Annotated in this window: 25 protein-coding genes; 20 read left to right on the top strand and 5 right to left on the bottom strand. The window is 65.8% G+C overall.

What is annotated here, in order from left to right; all coding sequences use genetic code 11:
- Window positions 1-43: 43 nt before the first annotated feature.
- Genes S7S_RS06090 through S7S_RS06080 form a run of 3 tightly spaced genes read right to left on the bottom strand, consistent with a single transcriptional unit; the run spans window position 44 to window position 2,522 of the window.
- Window positions 44-928 carry an alpha/beta fold hydrolase gene (locus S7S_RS06090; protein ID WP_008738008.1) on the bottom strand — a complete coding sequence of 295 codons (885 nt, stop codon included), beginning with the start codon at window positions 926-928 and terminating at the stop codon, window positions 44-46.
- Window positions 925-1,200, bottom strand: a complete 276-nt coding sequence (locus S7S_RS06085; protein WP_008738007.1) for an acylphosphatase — start codon at window positions 1,198-1,200, stop codon at window positions 925-927. Before S7S_RS06085 ends, S7S_RS06090 begins: the two co-directional genes overlap by 4 nt.
- A complete protein-coding gene (locus tag S7S_RS06080; RefSeq protein ID WP_144401606.1) occupies window positions 1,197-2,522 on the bottom strand; it encodes a YihY family inner membrane protein in 1,326 nt (441 codons plus the stop codon). The genes S7S_RS06085 and S7S_RS06080 overlap by 4 nt, the downstream gene beginning before the upstream one ends.
- Window positions 2,523-2,650: 128 nt before the next feature.
- Between S7S_RS06080 and arsC the strand changes: the two genes are divergently transcribed.
- The 16 genes from arsC (at window position 2,651) to mnhG (ending at window position 16,821) form a co-directional block, all read left to right on the top strand.
- Window positions 2,651-3,007: an arsenate reductase (glutaredoxin) gene (arsC, locus tag S7S_RS06075; protein ID WP_008738005.1), complete on the top strand. Its 357-nt coding sequence runs from the start codon at window positions 2,651-2,653 to the stop codon at window positions 3,005-3,007.
- 28 nt (window positions 3,008-3,035) lie between these two features.
- Window positions 3,036-3,635: an NAD(P)H:quinone oxidoreductase gene (gene wrbA, locus S7S_RS06070; protein ID WP_008738001.1), complete on the top strand. Its 600-nt coding sequence runs from the start codon at window positions 3,036-3,038 to the stop codon at window positions 3,633-3,635.
- Window positions 3,632-3,991, top strand: coding sequence for a DUF2069 domain-containing protein (locus S7S_RS06065; RefSeq protein WP_008738000.1), 360 nt, complete (start codon window positions 3,632-3,634; stop codon window positions 3,989-3,991). The genes wrbA and S7S_RS06065 overlap by 4 nt, the downstream gene beginning before the upstream one ends.
- A 10-nt stretch (window positions 3,992-4,001) precedes the next feature.
- The gene (locus tag S7S_RS06060; protein WP_008737999.1) at window positions 4,002-4,676 is read left to right on the top strand and encodes an RDD family protein; all 675 of its coding nucleotides are present in this window, start codon (window positions 4,002-4,004) and stop codon (window positions 4,674-4,676) included.
- Entirely contained in the window at window positions 4,676-5,653 is a 978-nt protein-coding gene (locus S7S_RS06055; RefSeq protein WP_008737998.1) for a stage II sporulation protein M, read from the top strand. The genes S7S_RS06060 and S7S_RS06055 overlap by 1 nt, the downstream gene beginning before the upstream one ends.
- The gene (locus tag S7S_RS06050) at window positions 5,650-7,125 is read left to right on the top strand and encodes a DUF4129 domain-containing protein (protein ID WP_008737996.1); all 1,476 of its coding nucleotides are present in this window, start codon (window positions 5,650-5,652) and stop codon (window positions 7,123-7,125) included. Before S7S_RS06055 ends, S7S_RS06050 begins: the two co-directional genes overlap by 4 nt.
- Window positions 7,122-8,543 (top strand): DUF4350 domain-containing protein, encoded by a 1,422-nt coding sequence (locus tag S7S_RS06045; RefSeq protein WP_008737989.1) that lies wholly within the window; start codon window positions 7,122-7,124, stop codon window positions 8,541-8,543. The genes S7S_RS06050 and S7S_RS06045 overlap by 4 nt, the downstream gene beginning before the upstream one ends.
- Entirely contained in the window at window positions 8,540-9,523 is a 984-nt protein-coding gene (locus S7S_RS06040) for an AAA family ATPase (protein WP_008737988.1), read from the top strand. Before S7S_RS06045 ends, S7S_RS06040 begins: the two co-directional genes overlap by 4 nt.
- Window positions 9,520-10,851 (top strand): DUF58 domain-containing protein, encoded by a 1,332-nt coding sequence (locus S7S_RS06035; RefSeq protein ID WP_008737981.1) that lies wholly within the window; start codon window positions 9,520-9,522, stop codon window positions 10,849-10,851. Before S7S_RS06040 ends, S7S_RS06035 begins: the two co-directional genes overlap by 4 nt.
- Before the next feature lie 268 nt (window positions 10,852-11,119).
- Window positions 11,120-13,423 carry a putative monovalent cation/H+ antiporter subunit A gene (locus tag S7S_RS06030; protein ID WP_041025939.1) on the top strand — a complete coding sequence of 768 codons (2,304 nt, stop codon included), beginning with the start codon at window positions 11,120-11,122 and terminating at the stop codon, window positions 13,421-13,423.
- Window positions 13,420-13,842 carry a Na+/H+ antiporter subunit B gene (locus S7S_RS06025; RefSeq protein ID WP_008737977.1) on the top strand — a complete coding sequence of 141 codons (423 nt, stop codon included), beginning with the start codon at window positions 13,420-13,422 and terminating at the stop codon, window positions 13,840-13,842. Before S7S_RS06030 ends, S7S_RS06025 begins: the two co-directional genes overlap by 4 nt.
- A complete protein-coding gene (locus S7S_RS06020; protein ID WP_008737975.1) occupies window positions 13,842-14,189 on the top strand; it encodes a Na+/H+ antiporter subunit C in 348 nt (115 codons plus the stop codon). Before S7S_RS06025 ends, S7S_RS06020 begins: the two co-directional genes overlap by 1 nt.
- Window positions 14,186-15,700: a Na+/H+ antiporter subunit D gene (locus S7S_RS06015; protein ID WP_008737974.1), complete on the top strand. Its 1,515-nt coding sequence runs from the start codon at window positions 14,186-14,188 to the stop codon at window positions 15,698-15,700. The genes S7S_RS06020 and S7S_RS06015 overlap by 4 nt, the downstream gene beginning before the upstream one ends.
- Window positions 15,697-16,170, top strand: coding sequence for a Na+/H+ antiporter subunit E (locus S7S_RS06010; RefSeq protein WP_008737973.1), 474 nt, complete (start codon window positions 15,697-15,699; stop codon window positions 16,168-16,170). Before S7S_RS06015 ends, S7S_RS06010 begins: the two co-directional genes overlap by 4 nt.
- Before the next feature lie 14 nt (window positions 16,171-16,184).
- Window positions 16,185-16,457, top strand: coding sequence for a cation:proton antiporter (locus S7S_RS06005; protein ID WP_008737972.1), 273 nt, complete (start codon window positions 16,185-16,187; stop codon window positions 16,455-16,457).
- Complete coding sequence (mnhG, locus tag S7S_RS06000; protein ID WP_008737971.1) at window positions 16,450-16,821, top strand: monovalent cation/H(+) antiporter subunit G; 372 nt, start codon at window positions 16,450-16,452, stop codon at window positions 16,819-16,821. Before S7S_RS06005 ends, mnhG begins: the two co-directional genes overlap by 8 nt.
- A gap of 49 nt (window positions 16,822-16,870) precedes the next feature.
- On the opposite strand, the gene S7S_RS05995 is transcribed toward mnhG, so the two are convergent.
- Complete coding sequence (locus S7S_RS05995; RefSeq protein WP_041025938.1) at window positions 16,871-17,824, bottom strand: TIGR00341 family protein; 954 nt, start codon at window positions 17,822-17,824, stop codon at window positions 16,871-16,873.
- On the bottom strand, window positions 17,778-18,809 hold the full coding sequence (locus S7S_RS19985; RefSeq protein WP_041025937.1) for a diacylglycerol kinase family protein: 1,032 nt from the start codon (window positions 18,807-18,809) through the stop codon (window positions 17,778-17,780). Before S7S_RS19985 ends, S7S_RS05995 begins: the two co-directional genes overlap by 47 nt.
- Window positions 18,810-18,934: 125 nt before the next feature.
- Here S7S_RS19985 and S7S_RS05985 point away from each other — a divergent pair, with 125 nt between their 5' ends.
- The 4 genes from S7S_RS05985 to S7S_RS05970 all read left to right on the top strand — a co-directional run bounded on the left by S7S_RS05985 (window position 18,935) and on the right by S7S_RS05970 (window position 21,589).
- Complete coding sequence (locus S7S_RS05985) at window positions 18,935-19,414, top strand: RDD family protein (RefSeq protein ID WP_008737969.1); 480 nt, start codon at window positions 18,935-18,937, stop codon at window positions 19,412-19,414.
- Window positions 19,415-19,612: 198 nt separating this feature from the next.
- Entirely contained in the window at window positions 19,613-20,236 is a 624-nt protein-coding gene (locus tag S7S_RS05980; protein WP_008737968.1) for a PepSY-associated TM helix domain-containing protein, read from the top strand.
- An 8-nt stretch (window positions 20,237-20,244) separates the two neighbouring features.
- A complete protein-coding gene (locus tag S7S_RS05975; protein ID WP_008737967.1) occupies window positions 20,245-20,751 on the top strand; it encodes a DUF2271 domain-containing protein in 507 nt (168 codons plus the stop codon).
- 16 nt (window positions 20,752-20,767) lie between these two features.
- A complete protein-coding gene (locus tag S7S_RS05970; RefSeq protein WP_041025936.1) occupies window positions 20,768-21,589 on the top strand; it encodes a DUF4198 domain-containing protein in 822 nt (273 codons plus the stop codon).
- Window position 21,590 lies beyond the last annotated feature (1 nt).

Raw genomic sequence — 21,590 nt, 5'->3', positions numbered from 1 at the left:
CGGGCACCTTGCGTGCCCCCGCCGAAGGTCAAAGAAAAGGGTGTCAGCCGGCCGTCTGGACCGCTGTTTGCGCCAGATGCGCCAACAGCAGCTCATTGATCCGCTGCGGCCTCTCCAGATGCAGGAAATGCCCGGCCCCGGAGATCTGCTCCACCTGCAGGCCAACGGGGAAATCCCGCGCCTGCACGGCATGGTCCAGCAGCCGTGGGCTCATGCAGCCATCCTTGCGGCCGAGCATCACCAGGGTCGGCACGGCAATCGGCCGCGCCATCCAGCTGCGCGCCTCGCGGTGGGCGGCAGTCCAGAAACGCGGCAGGTGGCGGTACCAGTTCAGCGCACCGCTGAGCGCGCCCGGCTCGGCCAGTACACGCTGGGCATTGGCCAAATAGTCACCGCCGTCCCAGTCCGGTGACCAGCGCTGCCAGAGCCACTCGACCCCGGCCAGATCGTTGCGGCGCAGCACCCATTCGGGCACCAGCGGCAACTGGAAGAAATCCATGTAGGCGGACAACAGCAGTTGTTCCGGCACCCGCAGTACCGCCTGCGGCAGGCGCTTCAGTGGTGGTACCGCCAGCGTCGAGAGCGACAGGAACAGCTCCGGCGAACGGGCCGCCGCCAGGTAGCCCACCGCCGCGCCCCAGTCGTGGCCGACCAGGTGCACCGCGCCGCCAAGCTGATTGGCAAAGGCGCAGACATCCTCGACGGCGGCGCGCAGTGAATAATCGCCGTCCGGCGCCAGGCAACCGGGCGCGTAGCCGCGCATCGCCGGGGCCACGGCACAGTAGCCCGCCCCGGCCAGTGCTTCGAGCTGATGCACCCAGTTCAGATGACAATCGGGAAAGCCATGCAGCAACAGTACGGGTTCCCCATCCCCCGCCATCAGCGCCGGGAAGCGCAGATTGCCGTTGACCAGTTCAACGTGTTTCACCGCCGGACCTCAAAAATATTGTTATCGGTTGTGTCGTCGGGCAGCCGTTCGGTTTCCACCGTGTCTACCCGGGCCTCTGGCGGGCCATGGTGCAACCAGTCAAGCATCTGCTGCAATGCCCTGTCGCCGCCACGCAGTTGCGCTTCGACACTGCCGTCCTCGCGGTTGCGGACCCAGCCGGTGAGGCCCAGCGCCTGCGCCTGCTGCTGCGTACCGGCACGGAAACAGACCCCCTGCACCCGGCCACACACGCGCACACGCAGGGTTTTCATGCCGACACTTCCTGTTCGGGTGCGGTGCTGGCCGGGCGCTCGTCGCGGGCAGTGTCGGTTGCTGCCGGTTCGCTTTCTTCCCCGAACAGCGCCTCCAGCGACAGCGCCAGCGGCGCCTGCATGCCTTCGCGGGCCTCAAGGCAGCGCTGCTGCAGCGCGGCTTCCCAGGGCCGCCGCAGGGGCGCGCTGACGCGCAACTGTTTTGCAGCCGGCCAGGGCACCATGTCGGTGAGTTCCCCCAGGGTCAGCGTACGCAGGTCGCGGGTCAGCACGTAGGCGCCTTCCTCGGTACGCCGCACCAGCCCGAGATCGAACAGCAGGTTGCGGAACTCGTCCCAGCGCGCGCCACCGCCGGCCAGCATGGTCCGGCGCATCAGTGCCGGCTTGAGCACGGCGCCATGCTGCTGCTTGCGCCACAGCACCTCGAGGACGCGCAGCAACGCCTGCAGCCGGGGCACATCACGGCGATGCTCATGGAAGATCACCAGCGTGCGCACCAGTTCGGCGCCGGCCAGTACGATCACCCAGGAAATGAACAGCCACAACAGAAACAGCGGCACGGCCGCGAACGCGCCGTACACCACTTCATAATTCGGCGAAAAGCGGACAAACAGCACAAAGGCGCTCTTTGCCAGCTCGAACATCACCGCCGCCACGAAACCACCGATCAGCCCCTGGCGGATCGGCACGTGACAGTTCGGCACCACGACGTACAGCAACGTCAGCAGCCCGGTCGTGAACAGCACCGGCAACAGCGACAGCCACAGCCTTGCACCGCCAAAAAACGCCACCGTGTCGGTCACCAGCGACACCGACGCCAGATACGAGCTGATGCCCAGCCCGGCGCCCAGCAGCAGCGGCCCGAGTGTCAGCACCGCCCAATACATCATCAGGCTCACCAGCCCCTTGCGCGGCACCGCCACTTTCCAGATCCGGTTCATGGTCTGCTCGATGGTGCGCAGCAGCAGCACGGCGGTAATGATCAGCACCACGCCGCCGATCAGCGTCAGGTTGGTGGTCTGGCGGGAAAATTCGCTGAGATAGTCCTGTACCTGGGTGCCGGCCGACGGCACGAAATACTCCAGCAACCAGTTCTGGAACGTACCGCCACGTTCCTTCAGTGCGGGCACCATGGCGAGCACGGCGTAGGTCACCGTCATCACCGGCACAATGGCGAACAGCGTGGTGTAGGTGAGTGCCGCCGCACTTTCGCGGCACCCGTCCTCTTTGAACTGGCGTGTGAGCAGCAACACGAAATCGCGCACGGTACCGCCAGCGTGTCGCGCATGCTGCCGGACGATATGCCAGGTTGTTGAATCCATACCATTCATGTGTGTCCATCCCTGCCATCGGAGTGCGGTCTGACTGCCGGTCGACGGATTCAGCCGCGACATGGCGCAAGCGTGTCGACTAGAATATCCCGTCCCATACCGGAACACACGATCAGACTATGTCCAGTTACATCATCTATCACAATCCGCGCTGCTCGAAATCCCGCCAGACCCTGGCCCTGCTCGAAGAGCACGGTATTGCGCCGGACATCGTACTTTATCTGCAAACGCCGCCGAACGCTGCGACGCTGCGCAAACTGGTACGCCAGCTTGGCCTGGCACACCCGCACGCGCTGCTGCGCACTGGCGAAGCCGAGTATGCCGAAGCCGGCCTGTCGGCAAAAAGCAGCGCCGCCGCCGTGATCGACGCCATGGTGAAATACCCCAAGCTGATCGAGCGGCCGATCGTGGTGCATGGCGACCGTGCCGTCCTCGGCCGGCCGCCGGAGAACGTCCTCGCGCTGCTGGATCATTGATCCGGCCACGACCCAAGGAAGCGTGTCCATGGAACCCTACGTTCTGGTGCTCTACTACAGCCGCACCGGCAGTATTGCCCGGCTCGCCCGGCAGATCGCCATGGGCTGCGAAAAAGGCGGCCTGCCGGCCCGGTTGCGCACGGTAGCGCCTGTATCGGCGGTCAGCGAAGCGACCGCCCCGGCCGTGCCCGATGAGGGCGCGCCCTATTGCACGCTGGACGACCTGGCCGGGTGCAGCGCACTGGCCCTGGGCTCTCCTACCCGTTTCGGCAACATGGCCGCCCCCCTTAAATATTTTCTCGACCAGACCAGTGAGCTGTGGATGCAGGGCACCCTGATCGGCAAGCCTGCCGGCGTGTTCACCTCCACCAGCAGCCTGCATGGCGGCCAGGAAAGCACTCTGCTGACCATGATGATGCCGCTGCTGCACCACGGCATGCTGATCACCGGCATCCCCTACAGCGAAAAGGGTCTGCTGGAGACCACCGGCGGTGGCACGCCCTACGGCGCCAGCCACGCTGCCGGCATCAACAATGACACCACCCTGAGCGACACCGAAACCACGCTGGCCCGCGCCCTGGGCGAGCGGCTGGCACGCACCGCGCGACAACTGGCGGGGCGGTCATGACCGGGAGCTTCACCTTGCTGCTGAACCTGAACCGACTGTTTTTCTTCCTGCTGCTGGTGGCCGGCATCGGCGGCCTCTGGGGGCTGGCGCCGCCGGATGTGCCCGGCATCGCCAAGGTGTTCATGTCCCTGCTGCTGTATACGCCGCTGCTGCTGTTCATTCCCGCTGCCGTGCACGGCAGCGCGCGCCAGCTCACCTGGCTGAGCTTCGTGCTGATGTTCTATTTCTGCGGCTTTGTGGTGCAGCTGTTTTACCCACCGCCCATGCTCTATCTCGCCATTGTGCGCGTGGCACTGGTGTGCGCCCTGTTCACCACCTGCCTGCTGCTGATCCGCAGCCAGCCCGGCGACCGGTGAGCCGGTACGGATGATCGACGACCAGCATCACATCACCACCCCGGAGGGGGTGCCGCTGACGCTGGACCTGGCCGGCCCGGTGCCCCGCGCCCTGGCCTATTTCACCGATCTCGCCATCCGCATCGTCGTCTACATCATTGCCGCAGTGCTGTTCGGCCTGCTCGGCGGGCTCGGCAACGGGCTGATGCTGATCCTGATTTTCCTGCTGGAATGGTTCTACCCGGTATGGTTCGAAGTGATGCGCCAGGGCCAGACGCCGGGCAAGAAATCCTTCGGCATGGCGGTGGTGCGCGAGGACGGTACGCCGGTGGATTTCAGCGCCAGCCTGGTGCGCAATCTGCTGCGCACCGCCGACCAGTTTCCGCTGCTGTACCTGACCGGTTTCATCACCATGCTGCTGGACAGCCGCTTCCGCCGTCTTGGTGATCTGGCCGCCGGCACCCTGGTGGTCTACAGCCGCAGCGTGCCGGCGCGCAGTGCCACCCAGCACCACCAGACCCTTCCCCCCGACTGGACCACCAGCATCCAGGACCGCCAGTTATTGCTGACCTTCCTCGAACGCAGCCCCGGCCTCTCGCCGGCACGGCGCGGCGAGCTGGCGCGGCTGGCGTTCCCGGAGCTGGCACCGGAGGACGCTGAAGAGCGGCTGCGGCGCATGGCGCTGCATGTGCAGGGAGGCGGCTGATGCGCCAGCAACAGTTCGAGGCCCGCTACGCCGGCCTCTGGCAACATATCGAACAGACGCTCTCGCGGCTGGAGAAACCGGGCGAGCGCCACACCACGCCACCGGCGCTGAGCGCCGCCGAATTTCCCGCCGCCTACCGCCGCCTGTGCCATCACCTGGCGCTGGCGCGCCAGCGCGGCTACAGCCTGGACCTGGTGGAACAACTGAACGCGCTGGTGCTGCGCGGCCACCGCCAGCTCTACCAGTACCGCCCGCCGCTGCTGCCCCGGCTGCTGTACTTCGTGCGCGAAGGTTTCCCGCAGGCGGTGCGTGCGCAGTGGCGCTGGCACCTGGCCAGCGCGCTGGCCTTTGTATTGTCACTGGCGTTCGCCTGGATACTGGTGGCGATGCAGCCGGACATGGCCTACAGCGTGCTCGGCGAGAGCATGACGCTGTCGCTGGAGGACATGTACGGTGACAGCACGCTCAGTGATGGCCGCGACAGCGGCGATGACCTCACCATGTTCGGCTACTACATCTACAACAACATCGGCATCGCTTTCCGTACCTTTGCCGGCGGTCTGGCGTTCGGCATCGGCGCGCTGTTTGTGATGGTGTTCAACGGCGGCTTTTTCGGCGCCGCCGCCGGGCACATCGTGCACATTGGCGCCAGCGACAACTTCTTCACCTTTGTCGTCGCCCACGGCGCACCGGAGCTGACCGCCATCGTGCTGGCCGGCGGCGCCGGGCTGAAACTCGGCGTGGCCGTGCTTGCCCCGGGCCCGGTGTCCCGGCTGGCTGCACTACGCCACGCCGCACGCGCCACCGTACCGGTCATGTATGGCGTGTTCTTCATGCTGTTACTGGCAGCGTTTATCGAGGCGTTCTGGTCCCCCCGTGATCTGCCCGCCGCTGTGAAGTACACCGTCGGCGGCCTGAGCTGGGCGCTGGTGGCGCTGTACCTGTTCGCCGGTGGCCGGCGCAGGGCGCCGCTGTGAGCAACGGCCACCAGGCGCGTATCGCGCCGCGCCCCCCCTGGCAGGCGATTGACCTGGGTACGCGCCTGTACCGTCAGTGGTGGCGGCCACTGACGCTGATCTGGCTGCTCACGACACTGCCCGTGGCGGCATTGCTGTGGGCCTGGGCCGGGCCGGAAAGCCTGTTGGCACCGTTGCTGTTCTGGTGGCTCAAGCCACTGTGGGAACGGCCCCTGCTGGAGTACTGCGCGCGTGCCCTGTTCGGCGAACACACCCCGGTCCTGACGCTGCTGCGGCAGTTTCCCCGTTACGGCCTGTCCTACCTGTTCGACCAGCTCACCTGGCGCCGGCTGAGCCCGTCGCGGAGTTATTTCGCGCCGGTGTTCCAGCTCGAAAAAGGCGACCGCAAACAGATCCGTACACGCCTGCGCGCCCTGCAACTGCCGCCCACCAGCCACAGCGGCACGCTGACGTTGCTGGTGCTGCATCTGGAGCAGGGGTTGATGATCAGCCTGATGATGCTGGCCTGGGTGCTGGTGCCCTGGGAGGTCCATCTGGACCTGCAATACTGGCTGGCGGATCACATCGGGCAATATGGCCGCGCGCTGCTGGTGTGCTGGTATCTGGCCATGGTGCTGATGGAACCCTTGTACGTCTGCTGCGGTTTCGCGCTCTACCTGAACAAGCGCACCTGGCTGGAAGGCTGGGATCTGGAACCGGGCCTGCGCCGCATTGGCGCGCAGCGCCGCCCCGGCGTCACCGCCCTGCTGCTGGCCGCCCTGCTGCTGCCAGCCTTCGCGCCTCCCCCGGCGCAAGCCGATACTGCTGCCCCGGCCCGCGAGCAGGCCATCGAAATCATTGCCGACGACGACTTCATGTCAATGCGGCTGGAGCAAGGCTGGCGCCAGCGCGACGAATACCGCAACGACCTGCTCGACCGCGCCATCCGCTGGCTGCTCGATCAGGATTTCGACGGCAACGAACGCCCCCGCAACGACCTGTCCCTGGGCTGGCTCAATGACCTGCTGCGGATTATCGCCTGGGGCGCCCTGATTGCGGTGCTGTGCTGGTTACTGTGGAGCCAGCGGCATCGCCTGGGCCTGCCCGTGACCGACCCGGCGCCGCGCCGCACTGCCCCCACGGTGCGCGGCATGTCGATTGCCCGCGACAGCCTGCCGGACGACCCGGAGCAGGCGATCCGCGCCGCACTGGCCGCCGGCGATATCCGCCTGGCGCTGAGCCTGCTGTACCGGATCACCCTGTCCGAACTGCACCAGCGCCACGGCCTGCGCATTGCCCTTGGCGCCACCGAGGGCGAAGTGCTGCGCCAGCTTCAGCAGCGCCAGCCGTCTGATCCGCTGACCGGGTTTCTGGGGCGGCTGACACCGGTCTGGGTGGCGCTGGCCTGGGGCCACCGCCCGGCTGCCCCCGAACAGGTCAGCCAGTTGCTGGACGACTGGCGCGCCAGCCTCGCCACGGAGAGCACGGCATGATCTGGCGCGTGGTGATCATCCTGCTGCTGGTCGGCGCAACGGCGCTGGGCCTGAGCCGCTGCGAACGGCGCGAATTCGTGGTACACGAGCCGCCCGCCGCCGAGGCACGCCGCAACCCGCTGCTGGCCGCCGGACGTTTGCTCGAAGCCCGAGGCCTTGAGGTACGCCACCTGACCGGCAGCCCATCGCTGTTCCCGCTGCCGCCCACCGATGTGCTGCTGGTGCTGGACGAGCGCCGCGCCGGCCTGAACCCGGCGCGCGTCCGCGCCCTGTATGAATGGGTCGAAGCCGGCGGCGTCCTGATCGCCGTGGCGCCGACCCTGAACGACGTCCAAGCCGAACACGCGATTGACGACGCCCGCTGGCTGCGGCGGGACCCACTGCTCTACCCACTCGGTGTCACCGCCCGCATCAACGAACAGACGCTGCACGCCGACGACGACCAGCCCTTTGCCGACATGCTCGACAATGCCGGTGACCTGTTCAGCCGGCTGTGCCTGGCCGCCGAAGGCACCCAGCTGGAAGAAGACTGCCTGCGCAGCCTGTGCGACAACCCGCAGCCGGTGCATGACACCCGGGTCTATGTGGAGGACGACGACCGTCCCCGCTTCGCCGCCTTCGATGTGCACGCCACCCTCTGGCACGATGCCCTGTACGCCCCCCAGTACGGCGAAGCAAACCACACCGACACGCCACGCAAGAGTGTCGAATGGCTGGACGGCCCCACCCACCCCAAACAGCCGGGCGCCACCGCCGTGCCCGAGACGATGAAAGACAAGAAGCTGCTGGCGGTGACCGACCGCTTCGCTCCCTATTTCAGTGGCAACGCCGACAGCGACATCGGCACCCAGATCATCCAGATCAGCCTCGGCGAGGGCCGTGTGCTGGCCCTGTCCGATCTCGGCCCCTGGCACAACACGCAACTGCATTATCTGGATCATGCCTGGCTGCTGACGCATTTCGCCCAGGATCACCGCGCCGTCTGGTTCGTGCGCGGTGTCGACGCCGACCGACTGCCGGCCTGGCTGTGGCGCCATGCCGCGCCCCTGCTGATCGCGCTGCTGGTGCTGGTGACGCTGCTGGTCTGGCGGCAACTGCCACGCCGGGGGGCATTGCTCGATGACAACAGCGTCCCCCCTGGCGATTTTCTCGACCACCTGCTCGCCAGCGGCCGCCTGATGTGGCGGCACGGCGAGCCGGACGCCCTGCTGGCCGGCCTGCGCGAACAGGTACGCACGCGGCTGGCGCGGCACCCGGAAGCACGGGGTGCCGGAACAGACCGGCAGATCACCGTGGCCGCCCGGCTCTCCGGCCTGCCGGCCAGTGACATCCGCCGCGCCCTGGACACCACACCACAAGATGCCGACGACCTGCTGCAACAGGTCGGCACCCTGCAACAACTCAGGAGAAGCCTGTGACCGATATTTCCCAGACGCCCGCCGGCCTTGAACAGGCCGCGCACCTGGCACGCCGCATCGAACAGAGCCTCAACCGCGTGCTGGTCGGCCAGCACCAGGTAGTGCGCGAAGTGCTGCTGGCGCTGATCACCGGCGGCCATGTCCTGATCGAAGGCGTACCCGGCCTCGGCAAGACGCTGTTGGTGCGGGCGCTGTCGCGTAGCCTGGCGCTGAACTCGGCACGCATCCAGTTCACCCCCGACCTGATGCCCACCGACATTACCGGCCACGCCATCTACGACCCGAAAAGCGAGCGTTTCCGCATCCGCAAAGGCCCGGCCTTCACCCAGCTACTGCTGGCCGACGAGATCAACCGCGCCCCGGCCAAGACCCAGGCGGCACTGCTGGAAGTCATGCAGGAACGGCAGATCACCATCGAAGGCAGCGCCTTCCCGCTGGACATGCCGTTCATGGTGCTGGCCACGCAGAACCCGATCGACCAGGAAGGCACCTACCCGCTGCCGGAAGCCGAACTGGACCGGTTCCTGTTCAAGGTGCTGATCGACTACCCTGACGCCGCCGAGGAAACCCGCCTGGTGCGCATGGTGCTCGACGGCACCATCGCCGACAGCCTCGACGTGGCCAGCCTGACACCCCTCACCGACGGCCAGGGTGTGCTGGCCATGCAGCAGGCCGCACGTGGCCTGAGCCTGGACGAGGCCGTACTCGACTACGCCGTGCGCCTGGTGCGCGAAACCCGCGACTTTCCCGGCCTCGCCCGGGGCGCCAGCCCGCGCGCCAGTATCGCGCTGGCCCGCGCCGGCTGCGCCCATGCCCTGATTGAAGGACGCGATTTTGTCATCCCCGATGACATCAAGGCGGTCGCCCGGCCGGTACTGCGGCACCGCCTGTGCCTGAGTGCCGACGCGGAGATCGAGGGTGTGCGCATGGAGCAGTTGCTCGACCGGCTGCTCGACCAGGTCCCGGCGCCACGTCAATGATGATCCCCACCCGGCGCCTGCAGACGGCCGTGGCCCTGTGGAGCGGGCTGGCATTGCTGATGGCGTTTTCGCCACTTTTCAGCAGCCAGCTACCGCGCCTGCTGTGGTGGCTGTGGCTCGGTGCCGGGGCATTGCTCGGCACCCTGGCACTGCTGGACCTGATCCTTGCCCGGCGCCGCCCCGCGCCTCAGGCCGAGCGCCAGTTGCCCGCCGCCTTCGCCGCCGGCCTGCCCGGCACCGTGCGGGTCAGGGTCCGCTCGGTGACCCTGCCGGCGGGCAGCCTGCTGGCCGACCAGCATCCCGGCGACGACGCCCACACCGGGCTGCCGTTGAGTCTGGCGCCGGCCACGGAAGAAGACACCCTGGTGGACTATCCCTACCGCCCGGCACGCCGGGGCGTGGCCCACTTTGGTGCCATCCGGCTGTGGTGCCCCAGCCCGCTGGGTCTGTGGCAACTGCGTCACGACCTGCCCGCCGCCAGCGCCATCCCGGTGTATCCGGATTTCTCCTGGCTGCAAGGCGAGGGTCTTGCGGATACGCCACAGACACAACGCCAGCAGGGCCGCCACCTGCGGCGCAGCGCCGGCGACGGACAGGAGTTTCACCAACTGCGCGACTACCGGCCGGGCGACACCCTGCGGCAGGTCGACTGGCGTGCCACCGCCCGCCGCGGCAGCCTGATCAGCCGTGAATACCGCGACGAACAGAACCGCCATCTGATCCTGCTGCTCGACGGCGGCCAGCGCCTGGCCACCGCCGTCGGCCCCCGCACGGTGTTTGATCACGCGCTGGATGCATCGCTGTTGCTGGCCTCCAGCGCCCTCGACCAGGGCGACCGCCCCGGCCTGATGCTGTTTTCCGGCCAGCAGCCCTTGTGGGTACCGCCGTTGCGCAACCGCAGCGGCCTGCACCTGCTGCTGAATCAGGTCTACCCGCTGCACCCCGGCGAGCTGACCAGCGACTACAGCAGTGCCGCCGGCGACCTGCTGCTGCGCTGGCGGCGGCAGGCACTGGTGGTGCTGATCACGCGCCTGCAACCGGACGACAGCGACGACCTGCTGCACGCCATTCGCCTGCTGCGCGGCCGCAGCCGTATCCTGATCGGCGACATGCAGCTGCCAGACCAGCAGGCGCTGGCCCGCGCCGACGTCAGCGATGTGGACCAGGCCCTGCGCATCGCCGCCGACGCCCACTTCCAGCAGGAGCGCCAGGCGCTCTATGCGCGCCTGCGCCACGCGGGCGTGATGGTGACCGACGGCACACCGCAAACGCTTCCCGGCCGTCTCAACCGTCTCTACCTGAGCCTGCGTCGCGCCGGCCGCCTGTAGCCGGCCCTCCCTCCGCGCCCAGAAAAACATCAATATTTTCTAGTACTTATATATAGGTAGTGGTCAGGTGATGATTTGCCAAGCCGCGCTGAACACGGGTAGCATCCGTCCACTGGTGACACAGATCACGTTGTCATCAGGCCGGTTCTGGCGCTTCACTTTTTTGCCAGGTCAGCCGTTCAAACAATGACTGTCACTGCATGAATCAGGCGCGCCGGCGCCCCGGGTGATCCCCGCACCGACTGGCAGCGCCCCGGAACTGGATCCTATGCTGCTTGCTGTTCTGTCAGGTTTCCTGATTGCCGCGCTGGCGCCGGCCCTGTATCGGCTGACGCCGCGCTTCGCCGCGCCGCTGCTGGCTCTGCTGCCGGCCGGCCTGTTCATCTGGTTCGTCCAGTTGCTGCCGCAGATCAGCGCCGGCGGCAGCCTGCGGGTGAGCCACGCCTGGATTCCCGGCCTGTCGATCCATCTCAGCTTCCTGGTCGACGGCCTGTCCCTGCTGTTTGCATTGCTGATCAGCGGCATCGGCACCTTCATCGTCCTGTTCGCCGGGCGTTATCTCGGCGGCCACCGCGACCTGCCGCGCCTGATGGTGCTGCTGCTGTGCTTTATGGCCGCCATGCTCGGGCTGGTGCTCTCGGACAACCTGATCAGCCTGTTCGTGTTCTGGGAACTGACCAGCATTACTTCCTACCTGCTGATCGGCTTCAACCACGAAGATGCCAAAGCCCGCGCTTCAGCGTTGCAGGGCCTGTTCGTCACCGTCGGTGGCGGGCTGGCGCTGATGACCGGGCTGATCATGCTCGGGCTCGCCGGCGGCAGCTTCGAGCTGTCTGAAGTGCTCGACCAGCGTGAGGTATTGCAGGCGCACCCGCTGTTCGTGCCGATGCTGCTGTTGATTCTTGCCGGTGCCTTCACCAAGTCGGCGCAGTTTCCGTTCCATTTCTGGTTGCCGAATGCGATGGCCGCGCCGACCCCGGTGTCTGCCTACCTGCACTCGGCCACCATGGTGAAAGCCGGCGTGTACCTGCTCGCACGGCTGCAACCGGCGCTAGGCGGCAACAACCTGTGGCTGGTGCTGCTGGGGCTCACCGGCGCCGTCACCATGCTGCTGGGCATCTACCTGGCCTCGCGCTCCACCGGCATCAAGCGGCTGCTGGCCTATTCCACCGTGATGGCGCTGGGCACGCTGACCATGCTGATCGGCATCGGCACCGATAAGGCCCTGGCGGCAATGATCGCCTTTCTGGTCGCGCACTCGCTGTACAAGGGCGCACTGTTCATGATCGCCGGCGTGCTCGACTACAGCACCGGCAGCAAGGATTTTCTCGCGGTGCGCGGCATGGCGCGGCAGATGCCGATTACCACCCTGACCGCCATCCTGGCAGCGCTGTCGCTGGCCGGCGTGTTACCCCTGTTCGGGTTTATCGCCAAGGAGATGATGCTCGAATCCGTACTGCACGCGCCGCTGCTGGCGAAGGTGCTGACCCTGTTCGCGTTCCTGGCGGCCACCCTCGGCGTCACCGCCGCGCTGGTGATCGGTGTGCGCCCCTGGTTCGGCACGCCGCTGCCGACACAAAAGCCGTTCCGCCAGGCGCCTGCGGCATTGCTTGCCGGGCCGGTGGTGCTGGCGTTGCTGAGCCTGATGTTCGGTCTGTTCCCGGACTGGCCGGAAGCCACCCTGCTGGCCGCCGCGGCCAGCGCCAGCGCCGGCCACGCGGTGACGCCGGGCATGGCGCTCTGGCACGGCGTCAACACCCCGCTGCTGATGAGCCTGGGCGCGCTGGCGCTGGGCGCGTTGCTGTTCGCCCGCTGGGCCACCTGGCGGCGACTGACACAGGCGACGGAAACCCTGGCGCTGCGCGTCGGCCCGGAACGGCTCTATGCGCTGATGATGGATGGCCTGGTGCGCTTCTCCGCCTGGCAGACACGCGTGCTGCAGAACGGCTACCTGCGCTATTACCTGATCACCACGCTGATGACGATGACAGCACTGGTGTGGACGGCAGCCAGCCTCAATCACGACAGTTTCACCTTCCATCTCACGCTCAGCGGTATCGCCCCGCATGAATTCGTCATCGCCGGCACACTCGCCGCTGCGGCCATCGCGGCGGCGCTGACCAGCGAACGGCTCGGCGCCGTCGCCGCACTCGGTACGATCGGTTTTACCGTCGCGCTCACCTACGTGCTGTTCAGCGCGCCGGACCTGGGCATCACCCAGGTGCTGGTGGAAACGCTGACGGTGATCCTGCTGGTGCTGGTGCTGTTCCGCCTGCCCGGTTTCCTGAGGCTGTCGTCAAGGCCGGTGCGGCTGTTCGATGCCCTGGTCGGCCTGATCGTCGGCGGCACCTTCACCGTGCTGCTGCTGGCCGTCACCGCCACCCGCTACTACCACAGCATTTCCAGTTATTTCATCGAGCACAGTGTCTCTGACGGCTTCGGCCGCAACATCGTCAATGTGATCCTGGTGGATTTCCGGGCGCTGGATACCCTCGGTGAAATCGCCGTGCTGGCGCTGGCCGCCATCGGTGTGTTTGCCATGATCAAACTGCGCGCGGAGGACCATGCATGAACATGCAATCGCTGATCCTGCGCACGGCGGGGCAGTTCATCCTGCCGCTGCTGCTGCTGTTTTCACTGTTCCTGCTGTTGCGCGGCCACAACGAACCCGGCGGCGGTTTCATTGCCGGGCTGGTGGCGGCGTCTGCGGTGTCATTGCATCTGTTCGCGGTGGACACCGCCGCCGCGCGGCGCATTCTGCTGGCCGCACCGCGTGACCTGATCGGCTGGGGGCTGACCCTCGGCGTGCTGTCCGCCGTGCCATCGGTTTTCCTGGGCGAGCCGTTCTTCACCTCGATCTGGTTTGAACTGACACTGCCGCTGCTCGGCACCCTGAAGCTCGGCACACCGCTGTTTTTCGATGTCGGCGTGTACATGGTGGTGGTCGGTTCGGTGCTGACCATCGTGCTCAACCTGGCGGAGGAACACTGATGGAAACCCTGATGGCGTTTGTCGTCGGTGTGCTCTATGCCACCGCCATCTACATGATCCTGCGCCGCTCGATCGTGAAACTGGTGATTGGCCTGGTGCTGCTCTCCAACGCCGCCAACCTGCTGCTGTTCACCAGCGCCGGCATGACCCGTGGCGCACCGCCGCTGGTGCCACACGGTGCAACAGTGCCGGCCGGCGTAGTCGCCGACCCACTGGCGCAGGCACTGATCCTGACCGCCATCGTGATCGGCTTCGGCGTCCTGGCGTTTGCCGTGGTGCTGATCCGCCGCGCCTACGAAGTGGTGCAGGCCGATGACATGAACCAGATGAAGGATACCGATACTTGAGCAGTTCCCTGTCCCTCACGGTGGCCCTGCCGATCCTGATCCCGCTGCTCAGCGGAGCGCTGTCGGTGACCGGCTGGCGTTCGCTGCGCGTACAGCGTGGCATTGCCCTGCTCGGCACCGCCGCGCTGCTGGTGGCCTCGATATTGCTGCTGCATGCCACCTGGCAGGCCGATTTCGTGGTCATGGAAATGGGCAACTGGCCGGCGCCGTTCGGCATCGTGCTGGTATCGGATCTGCTCGGTGCGATCATGGTGCTGCTCACCGGCATCACCGGCTTTGCCACCGCCGTGTACTCACTCAGCACCATCAGCGAACGCTACAGCCGTTTCGGCTACTACCCGCTCATGCACCTGCTGCTGGCCGGCGTCAACGGCGCCTTCCTGACCGGCGATATCTTCAACCTGTACGTCTGGTTCGAGGTAATGCTGGTGGCGTCCTTCGCGCTGCTGATCCTCGGTGGCGAACGGGCGCAGATGGAAGGCGCCATCAAATACGTGACATTGAACCTGGTGTCCTCGGCCATGTTCCTGTCCGCCATCGGCCTGCTGTACGGGCTGGTCGGCACGCTGAACATGGCCGATATCGCAGTGAAACTCGGCGAGGTGGAAGACACCGGCCTGGTGACCGTGATCTCGATGCTGTTCCTGGTCGCGTTCGGCATCAAGGCCGCCGCGTTTCCGTTTTTCTTCTGGTTGCCGGCGTCGTATCACACGCCGCAGGTGGCGGTGTCGGCGCTGTTCGCCGGGCTGCTGACCAAGGTCGGCGTGTATTCCCTGTTCCGCGTGTTCACGCTGGTATTCAGCGCCGCCGAACCGCTCACGCACACGCTGCTGCTGTGGACCGCCGGCCTGACCATGCTCACCGGCGTGCTCGGCGCCGCCGCGCAGTTCGAGTTCCGGCGCATTCTCTCGTTCCACATCATCAGCCAGATCGGCTACATGATCATGGGGCTGGCGCTGGCACCGCTGTCGGCCCTGGCACTGGTGGGCGGCATCTTCTACATCATGCATCACATCATCGTGAAGGCGAACCTGTTCCTCATCAGTGGCCTGGTGTTCTGCCTGCGCGGCAGCTACGACCTGAAACAACTCGGCGGGCTGTACCGCGAAAAACCGCTGCTGGCGATCCTGTTCCTGATCCCGGCGCTGTCACTGGCAGGGCTGCCGCCGCTGTCCGGGTTCTTTGCCAAATACATCGTCATCCGCGCCGGCGTCGAAACCGGAAGCTGGTGGCTGGTGGGCACCGCCCTGGTGGTGGGCTTGCTGACGCTGTATTCGATGATCAAGATCTGGGCCGAGGTGTTCTGGAAAGCTGCGCCGCAGGACACCGGCCTGACGCCACCGCAGACCGGCAGCCTGGTGCCGCTGTACCTGACCATCGCCGGCCTGGCAGCATTGACCGTGTGTGTGGGCCTGTTCGCGCAACCGGTGTTCGAGCTGGCCGAACGGGCCGCTGAACAATTGCTGAACCCGTCACTGTATATCGACGCAGTACTGGGAGGACGTTCATGAACGCCCTGACCTGGAACATTGTCCTGGCGCTGATCTGGGTCGGCATTACCGGCGAATTCAGCAGCGCCAATCTGGTCATCGGTTTTGTGCTCGGCTACGTGATCCTGGCGTTCGCCATGCGCGACGTGAAACATTTCACCCACTACGCGAGCAAAGTGCCGAAGGTGATCCGCTTTATCGGCTTCTTCGTGCGCGAGCTGGTGATGTCGAACCTGCGCGTGGCCTACGACGTGCTGACCCCGACGCACTACATGCGCCCGGCCGTGATCGCGGTCAAACTGGAAGCCCGTACCGATGGCGAGATCACCATTCTCGCCAACCTGATTTCACTCACTCCCGGCACCCTCAGCCTGGACGTCTCCAGCGACCGCAGCGTGCTGTACCTGCACGTGATGTACCTGGACGACGAACAGGCCGTGCACGCCAGCATCAAGGCGCTGGAAGCCCGGGTGCTGGACATTCTGCGCTGACCGGAGCCACGCCCATGCCCGCCTTCGTCATCTGGATCAGCTACGTGATGCTCAGCGCGACACTGATCCTTGCCTTTATCCGCCTGGTACGCGGCCCGTCGCTGCCGGACCGGGTCGTGGCGCTGGAACTGATGGCCTCACTCACCGTGGGCTTTATCGGCGTCTATGCGCTGACCAGCGACCAGACCGCGTTTCTTGACGTGGCCATGGTGCTGGCGCTGACCGCCTTCCTGGCGGCGGTCGGCTTTGCCCGCTACCTGGAACGCGGAGGACACCGCGATGATTAACAGCCTGCTCGCCAGCGTGTTCGTGCTCAGCGGCTGCTTCTTCATGTTGCTGGCCGGCCTCGGCGCGTTGCGCATGCCGGACCTGCTGATGCGCATGCACGCCACCACCAAGGCCGGTGCGCTCGGCATCGGCCTGATCATGGTCGGCGTGGCCATTCATTTTCTCGACAGCGGCGTCACCACGCGGGTGATGGCGATCGTGCTGTTCATCATCCTGACGGCGCCGGTGGCAGCACACGCCATCGGCCGCGCCGGGTATTTCGTCGGCGTGCCGCTGTGGGAACACATGGTCAAGGATGAGCTGAAGGGACGCTACAACGAAGAAACGCATACGCTGGCCTCGCCGCCGGAAGACGAGCATTGATGCAGCGGCGGGATGCGCTGCGCGCTTCCCGCCGCACCGGCAACCCTTTTCACAACGCCAGCCGGTAGGCGATCTCCAGCGACACCGGACGGCCAAACTCCTGCGTCAACTGCTCTTTCAATGCCCGCACGTCGTCCGGCTCCAGCCGGCTGGCACTGGCCGCGTCAGCGCGGATCAGCAGGTCCGGCTGGCGCAGCGTCACCGTAATGTTGCTCAGGCGCAGGAGCTTGCCGTGCACCACATACTGGCCGCTCAGCAGCTGATTCTCGATCTGCCAGTGATGCTTGATGTTGTTGAAGGAAATACCGAGAGGAATCGAGATCAGCACCAGCAGCAACATGGTCCAGCCCAGGCCCCGGGTGGCACGCTTGATCGGTGCATAGCCCAGCACCATGAAGGTCACCACCCCGGCCAGCGTGATGCCAACCAGGTTGGTGAGGAACAACAGCATTGCGCCGCTGATCACATGCCAGTCCAGCCAGCCGACACCGATGCCGGCCACGCACAATGGCGGCACCAGGGCCACGGCGATCGCCACCCCGGGCAGGCTTTTCATCACATTCTCGCGGGCGTGTGCGTAAGCACCGGCAATGCCCGAGCCCACCGCGACACCGAGGTCCAGCAATGACGGTTGCAGCCGCCCGTTGATCTCCGGCGTGATCTTTTCCAGCGGAATGATCAGCGTCACCAGGGCCGACGCCAACAGCGCCAGCCCCATGCCGACGGCAATCGATACCGCAGAATCCTTCAGCAGCGCCGAGTCGTTGCGCAGCGCCCCCATGGACAGCGAAATGATCGGCGCCATCAAGGGCGCCAGCACCATCGCGCCGATGATCACGGCGGCACTGTCGAGAAACAGCCCGAGCACCGCCACCACACTGGAGAGAATCATCAGCGTGACGAAATCATTGCGGATGCGGGCATTGTCGCGCAGCAGCAGGAACAGATCCTTGAAATCATCCTCCACGGCCCGCGTGAAAAACGGCAGGTGCTTCTGGATCATTTCCACCCGCGCCTCGTTCTGCGGCAGGTTCTCGGTGCGCATGGTGTCCTTTTTTTCGCTGCCGGCTTCCTGCCGTGCATGGAACGCCGCGCTGCAATTGATGCGCACCGCGCGCGGCTCGACCAGCACCGCCAGGGGTATCCGCCTCACGGCGACGGCCGTCGACAAAATAGGTCAGTGAACGGCCGGCCTGCAGCGTCAGCCGGTCACTCTTGATGAAACTCACGGCGCCGGGCAGCTTTTTGCCCTGGCGGCGGCGTTGCAGCATGCCGATAAACAGAAACGCCAGGTATTCGGTCACCGACGTCGGCGCAATCAGTACCGCCGATACCTTTCCGTCCTGGGACGAGGTGCTGGCATTGACCAGCCGCGCTGCCGCACTTTGGGCGTCGTTCTCCACCAGCACCATGCCGGTGATCGCCGTCCTGATCTCCACGTCCTTGCCGGTGGTCAGGGTGACCGGGAACGGGCGAATGCCGAACAGGTGGGCAACGCTGACAAAAAACGAACGGATCAGATACCAGGCCCGGCTGCGCCAGGTCGGCTGGGTGCTGACATAGCCCTTGCTGCGCTGATCCAGAAACGGCGTGTCACCGAGCATCACCATGCCCAGCACCACTTCGTCATTGCACAGCGCCACATCCACCGCGCTGCTCTCACTGTCAAAGGCCAGCGCCAGTGTCTCCGGTAACTTGCGCGGCAGTTCAAACAGCCGGTAAGTCACTGACGACTGATGCAGGGGCACCATGCCGACAGAAAAGTCGTGCAGCCGTGCGTCATGAATGACCCGCGACAGGTCGGCATCATTCACCACCGCCACCACGTGGCGGCTGTCGGCAAGATGCGCTGCGGGGTCCTTGAGAAAGAGATCCAGCTCAATGCTGGTCAGGGTGATGTGTTGTTCGGCCGCATAGGCCGTGACTTTTTCCAGCAGATTGTCAGCGCCGGCCCGGTAGACGGCCAGCGCGGCACTCACTTGCGACATACCGCATCCTCTGATGTCCATATCGGCATCCCCGCATGGTACACCACAGGGTGACAACGTCGCCGCCTTCCCCTCACGCCGCTATAGTAAAACGCCCTTCGCCCACCTCTGACCAAGGACGCAGCATGACCAGTAACCCCTATGCCGCCCCCGGCACCCCGCTGGAAAACAGCCACAGTGCCGCCGACGGCCCGCACTATCTCGGCTTCTGGCCTCGCCTGGCCGCCTCCATCGTCGACAATCTTCTGTTAATGCTGGTCACCTGGCCGCTGCTGTTGCTGATCTACGGCTTCAGCTACCTGGAGCAGCAGAGCGTGGTCGCCGGCCCCGCCGATGCCCTGATCAGCTGGGTGCTGCCGGCTGTGATCATCATCGTCCTGTGGCGGCGCATCCAGAGCACGCCGGGCAAACTGATGTTCCGCGCCCGCGTCGTCGATGCCGACTCCGGGCAGCCTGCCAGCACCGGTCGCTATGTGCTGCGTTACCTCGGCTATATCCTCTCGGCGATACCGCTGGGCCTGGGCTTTATCTGGGTCGCCTTCGACAAGCGCAAGCAGGGCTGGCACGACAAGATGGCCAACACCGTGGTGGTGCAGCGTCGCTGACCGCTCCCGGCCTTACATTATTTACACTCCCCGCCGCTTCCCCGCACGAACCCGGCAAACGAAGGCCCCGCCTTCATTTGCCGGGTTGCCGGAATCATGCAAAAAAAACGAAAGTGCCTCCCGGCACTTGAAATCCATTCTCATTTGCATTGAAGTATCGCCGCCGACACACCTTTGCACCGGGGAAACCGCCACACCGTGACTGACACCACCGCCGGACAACGCAGCTTCTGGCTGCGCCATCTGCACCGCTGGCACTGGATCAGCTCCGCGCTGTGCCTGATCGGCATGCTGCTGTTTGCCTTCACCGGCATCACCCTGAACCACGCCGCACAGATCGAAGCCCGGCCGGACATTACCGAACACGACATCGTGCTGCCCGAATCGCTGCTCGCCAGCCTGTCCATGCCGGACAGCCCGGACGCCCCACTGCCGCCGGTACTGCGCGATTTCCTGATACAGCAAATCGGCGTTGACCCCGGCCACCGGCCAGCAGAGTGGAGCGACAGGGATATCTACCTGGCGCTGCCGCGCCCCGGTGGCGACGCCTGGCTGAGCATTGATCTGGCCAGTGGCGAGCTGCTCTATGAACACACCGACCGGGGCTGGATCGCCTGGCTCAACGACCTGCACAAGGGCCGCAACACCGGCACCGCCTGGGCCTGGTTTATCGACATCTTCGCCGTGGCCTGCCTGGTGTTCTGCCTCACCGGGCTGTTTCTGTTGCACCTGCACGGACGGCAGCGCCCGGCCACCTGGCCGCTGGTGGGCCTGGGCCTGGTCGCGCCGCTGCTGCTGATCATTCTGTTTATTCATTCGTGAGGGATACGATGCGCACGCTTGTTTCCGCTGCCCTGCTGCTGGCCACCGCTTCCGCCGGTGCCGCCGAACTGTCCGTCAGCGTGGATATTCCGCGCCTGAACGTGGCCGAGTATCACCGCCCTTATGTGGCCATCTGGATCGAGCCGGAACAGGGCACGCCGACCACCCTGGCCGTCTGGTACGACGTCAAGCTGCGTGACAGCGAAGGCGAAAAATGGCTCAAGGACATGCGCCAGTGGTGGCGGCGCGACGGCCGTGGCCTGTCGATGCCGGTGGACGGCGTGTCCGGTGCCACCCGTGCCGTGGGCACCCACACCGTCAGTTTCCAGAGCGGCCAGGCGCCGCTGGGCGACCTGCCACCAGGCCACTACACCCTGCTGGTGGAAGCCGCACGCGAAGTCGGCGGCCGCGAAGTGCTGAGCATTCCCTTTACCTGGCCGGCGACCGGCGCCTTCAGCGAAGGCGTGACCGGCGACACCGAACTGGGCGGCATACGCCTCGACATCACCCCCTGATCATCGGAGACCATTCATGAAGCAGCCTGTTGCCACCCGCCTGTTGCCCGTGGCCCTGACACTGGCCAGCCTGGCCCTGCCGCTCACCGCCCAGGCCCACCGCGCCTGGATCTTGCCGGCCGCCACCGCACTCTCCAGCGACAACGCCTGGGTCACCTTCGACGCCGCCATTTCCAACGACATCTTCCACCCGGATTACCACGCCATGTCGCTGAACAATCTGGTGGTGACCGCCCCGGACGGCAGTGCCGCAGAGATCCAGAACGCCCACTCGGGTAAATACCGCAGCACCTTTGATCTGAACCTGACCCAGCGTGGCACCTACAAGGTGACCTCCGCCGGCAGCGTCGTGATCGCCCTGTGGGAAGAAAACGGCGAGCGCAAACGCTGGCGTGGCAACGCCGAGGGCCTGAAGGATGCCATCCCGGCCGGTGCCGACAACGTGCGCGTCATCGAGAGCGCCCGCCGCCTGGAAACCTACGTGACCGCCGGCGCGCCGACCCTGGAAGTGTTCACACCCACCGGCAAGGGCCTGGAGCTGGTGCCTGTCACCCACCCGAACGATCTGTTTGCCGGTGAAGAAGCCACCTTCCAGTTGCTGCTCGACGGCCAGCCGGCGGTGGGTGCGGCAGTGGAAGTCATCCCTGGCGGCATGCGCTACCGCAACCAGCAGGACGACATGACCGCCACCACCGACAAGCAGGGCCGCTTCAGCCTGACCTGGCCGGCGGCCGGCATGTACTGGCTGAGCGCCGAACTGCAGGATGACAAATCGTCGATCCCGAACGCCAGCCGCCGCGCCAGCTACACCGGCACTTTCGAAGTCCTGCCCCAGTAAC

Source organism: Isoalcanivorax pacificus W11-5, from assembly GCF_000299335.2.
GTDB lineage: Bacteria > Pseudomonadota > Gammaproteobacteria > Pseudomonadales > Alcanivoracaceae > Isoalcanivorax > Isoalcanivorax pacificus.
Note: the sequence above shows the minus strand (reverse complement) of the source record. Positions and strands in the feature narration are given on the sequence as shown.

What these genes read in the sequence shown, in the direction of transcription:
- S7S_RS06085 (WP_008738007.1), bottom strand. Translation starts at nt 1,200, where the DNA reads ATGAAAACCCTGCGTGTGCGCGTGTGTGGCCGGGTGCAGGGGGTCTGT.
- S7S_RS06080 (WP_144401606.1), bottom strand. Translation starts at nt 2,522, where the DNA reads ATGGATTCAACAACCTGGCATATCGTCCGGCAGCATGCGCGACACGCT.
- arsC (WP_008738005.1), top strand. Translation starts at nt 2,651, where the DNA reads ATGTCCAGTTACATCATCTATCACAATCCGCGCTGCTCGAAATCCCGC.
- wrbA (WP_008738001.1), top strand. Translation starts at nt 3,036, where the DNA reads ATGGAACCCTACGTTCTGGTGCTCTACTACAGCCGCACCGGCAGTATT.
- S7S_RS06065 (WP_008738000.1), top strand. Translation starts at nt 3,632, where the DNA reads ATGACCGGGAGCTTCACCTTGCTGCTGAACCTGAACCGACTGTTTTTC.
- S7S_RS06060 (WP_008737999.1), top strand. Translation starts at nt 4,002, where the DNA reads ATGATCGACGACCAGCATCACATCACCACCCCGGAGGGGGTGCCGCTG.
- S7S_RS06055 (WP_008737998.1), top strand. Translation starts at nt 4,676, where the DNA reads ATGCGCCAGCAACAGTTCGAGGCCCGCTACGCCGGCCTCTGGCAACAT.
- S7S_RS06045 (WP_008737989.1), top strand. Translation starts at nt 7,122, where the DNA reads ATGATCTGGCGCGTGGTGATCATCCTGCTGCTGGTCGGCGCAACGGCG.
- S7S_RS06035 (WP_008737981.1), top strand. Translation starts at nt 9,520, where the DNA reads ATGATGATCCCCACCCGGCGCCTGCAGACGGCCGTGGCCCTGTGGAGC.
- S7S_RS06030 (WP_041025939.1), top strand. Translation starts at nt 11,120, where the DNA reads ATGCTGCTTGCTGTTCTGTCAGGTTTCCTGATTGCCGCGCTGGCGCCG.
- S7S_RS06025 (WP_008737977.1), top strand. Translation starts at nt 13,420, where the DNA reads ATGAACATGCAATCGCTGATCCTGCGCACGGCGGGGCAGTTCATCCTG.
- S7S_RS06020 (WP_008737975.1), top strand. Translation starts at nt 13,842, where the DNA reads ATGGAAACCCTGATGGCGTTTGTCGTCGGTGTGCTCTATGCCACCGCC.
- S7S_RS06010 (WP_008737973.1), top strand. Translation starts at nt 15,697, where the DNA reads ATGAACGCCCTGACCTGGAACATTGTCCTGGCGCTGATCTGGGTCGGC.
- S7S_RS06005 (WP_008737972.1), top strand. Translation starts at nt 16,185, where the DNA reads ATGCCCGCCTTCGTCATCTGGATCAGCTACGTGATGCTCAGCGCGACA.
- mnhG (WP_008737971.1), top strand. Translation starts at nt 16,450, where the DNA reads ATGATTAACAGCCTGCTCGCCAGCGTGTTCGTGCTCAGCGGCTGCTTC.
- S7S_RS05995 (WP_041025938.1), bottom strand. Translation starts at nt 17,824, where the DNA reads ATGATCCAGAAGCACCTGCCGTTTTTCACGCGGGCCGTGGAGGATGAT.
- S7S_RS19985 (WP_041025937.1), bottom strand. Translation starts at nt 18,809, where the DNA reads ATGTCGCAAGTGAGTGCCGCGCTGGCCGTCTACCGGGCCGGCGCTGAC.
- S7S_RS05985 (WP_008737969.1), top strand. Translation starts at nt 18,935, where the DNA reads ATGACCAGTAACCCCTATGCCGCCCCCGGCACCCCGCTGGAAAACAGC.
- S7S_RS05975 (WP_008737967.1), top strand. Translation starts at nt 20,245, where the DNA reads ATGCGCACGCTTGTTTCCGCTGCCCTGCTGCTGGCCACCGCTTCCGCC.
- S7S_RS05970 (WP_041025936.1), top strand. Translation starts at nt 20,768, where the DNA reads ATGAAGCAGCCTGTTGCCACCCGCCTGTTGCCCGTGGCCCTGACACTG.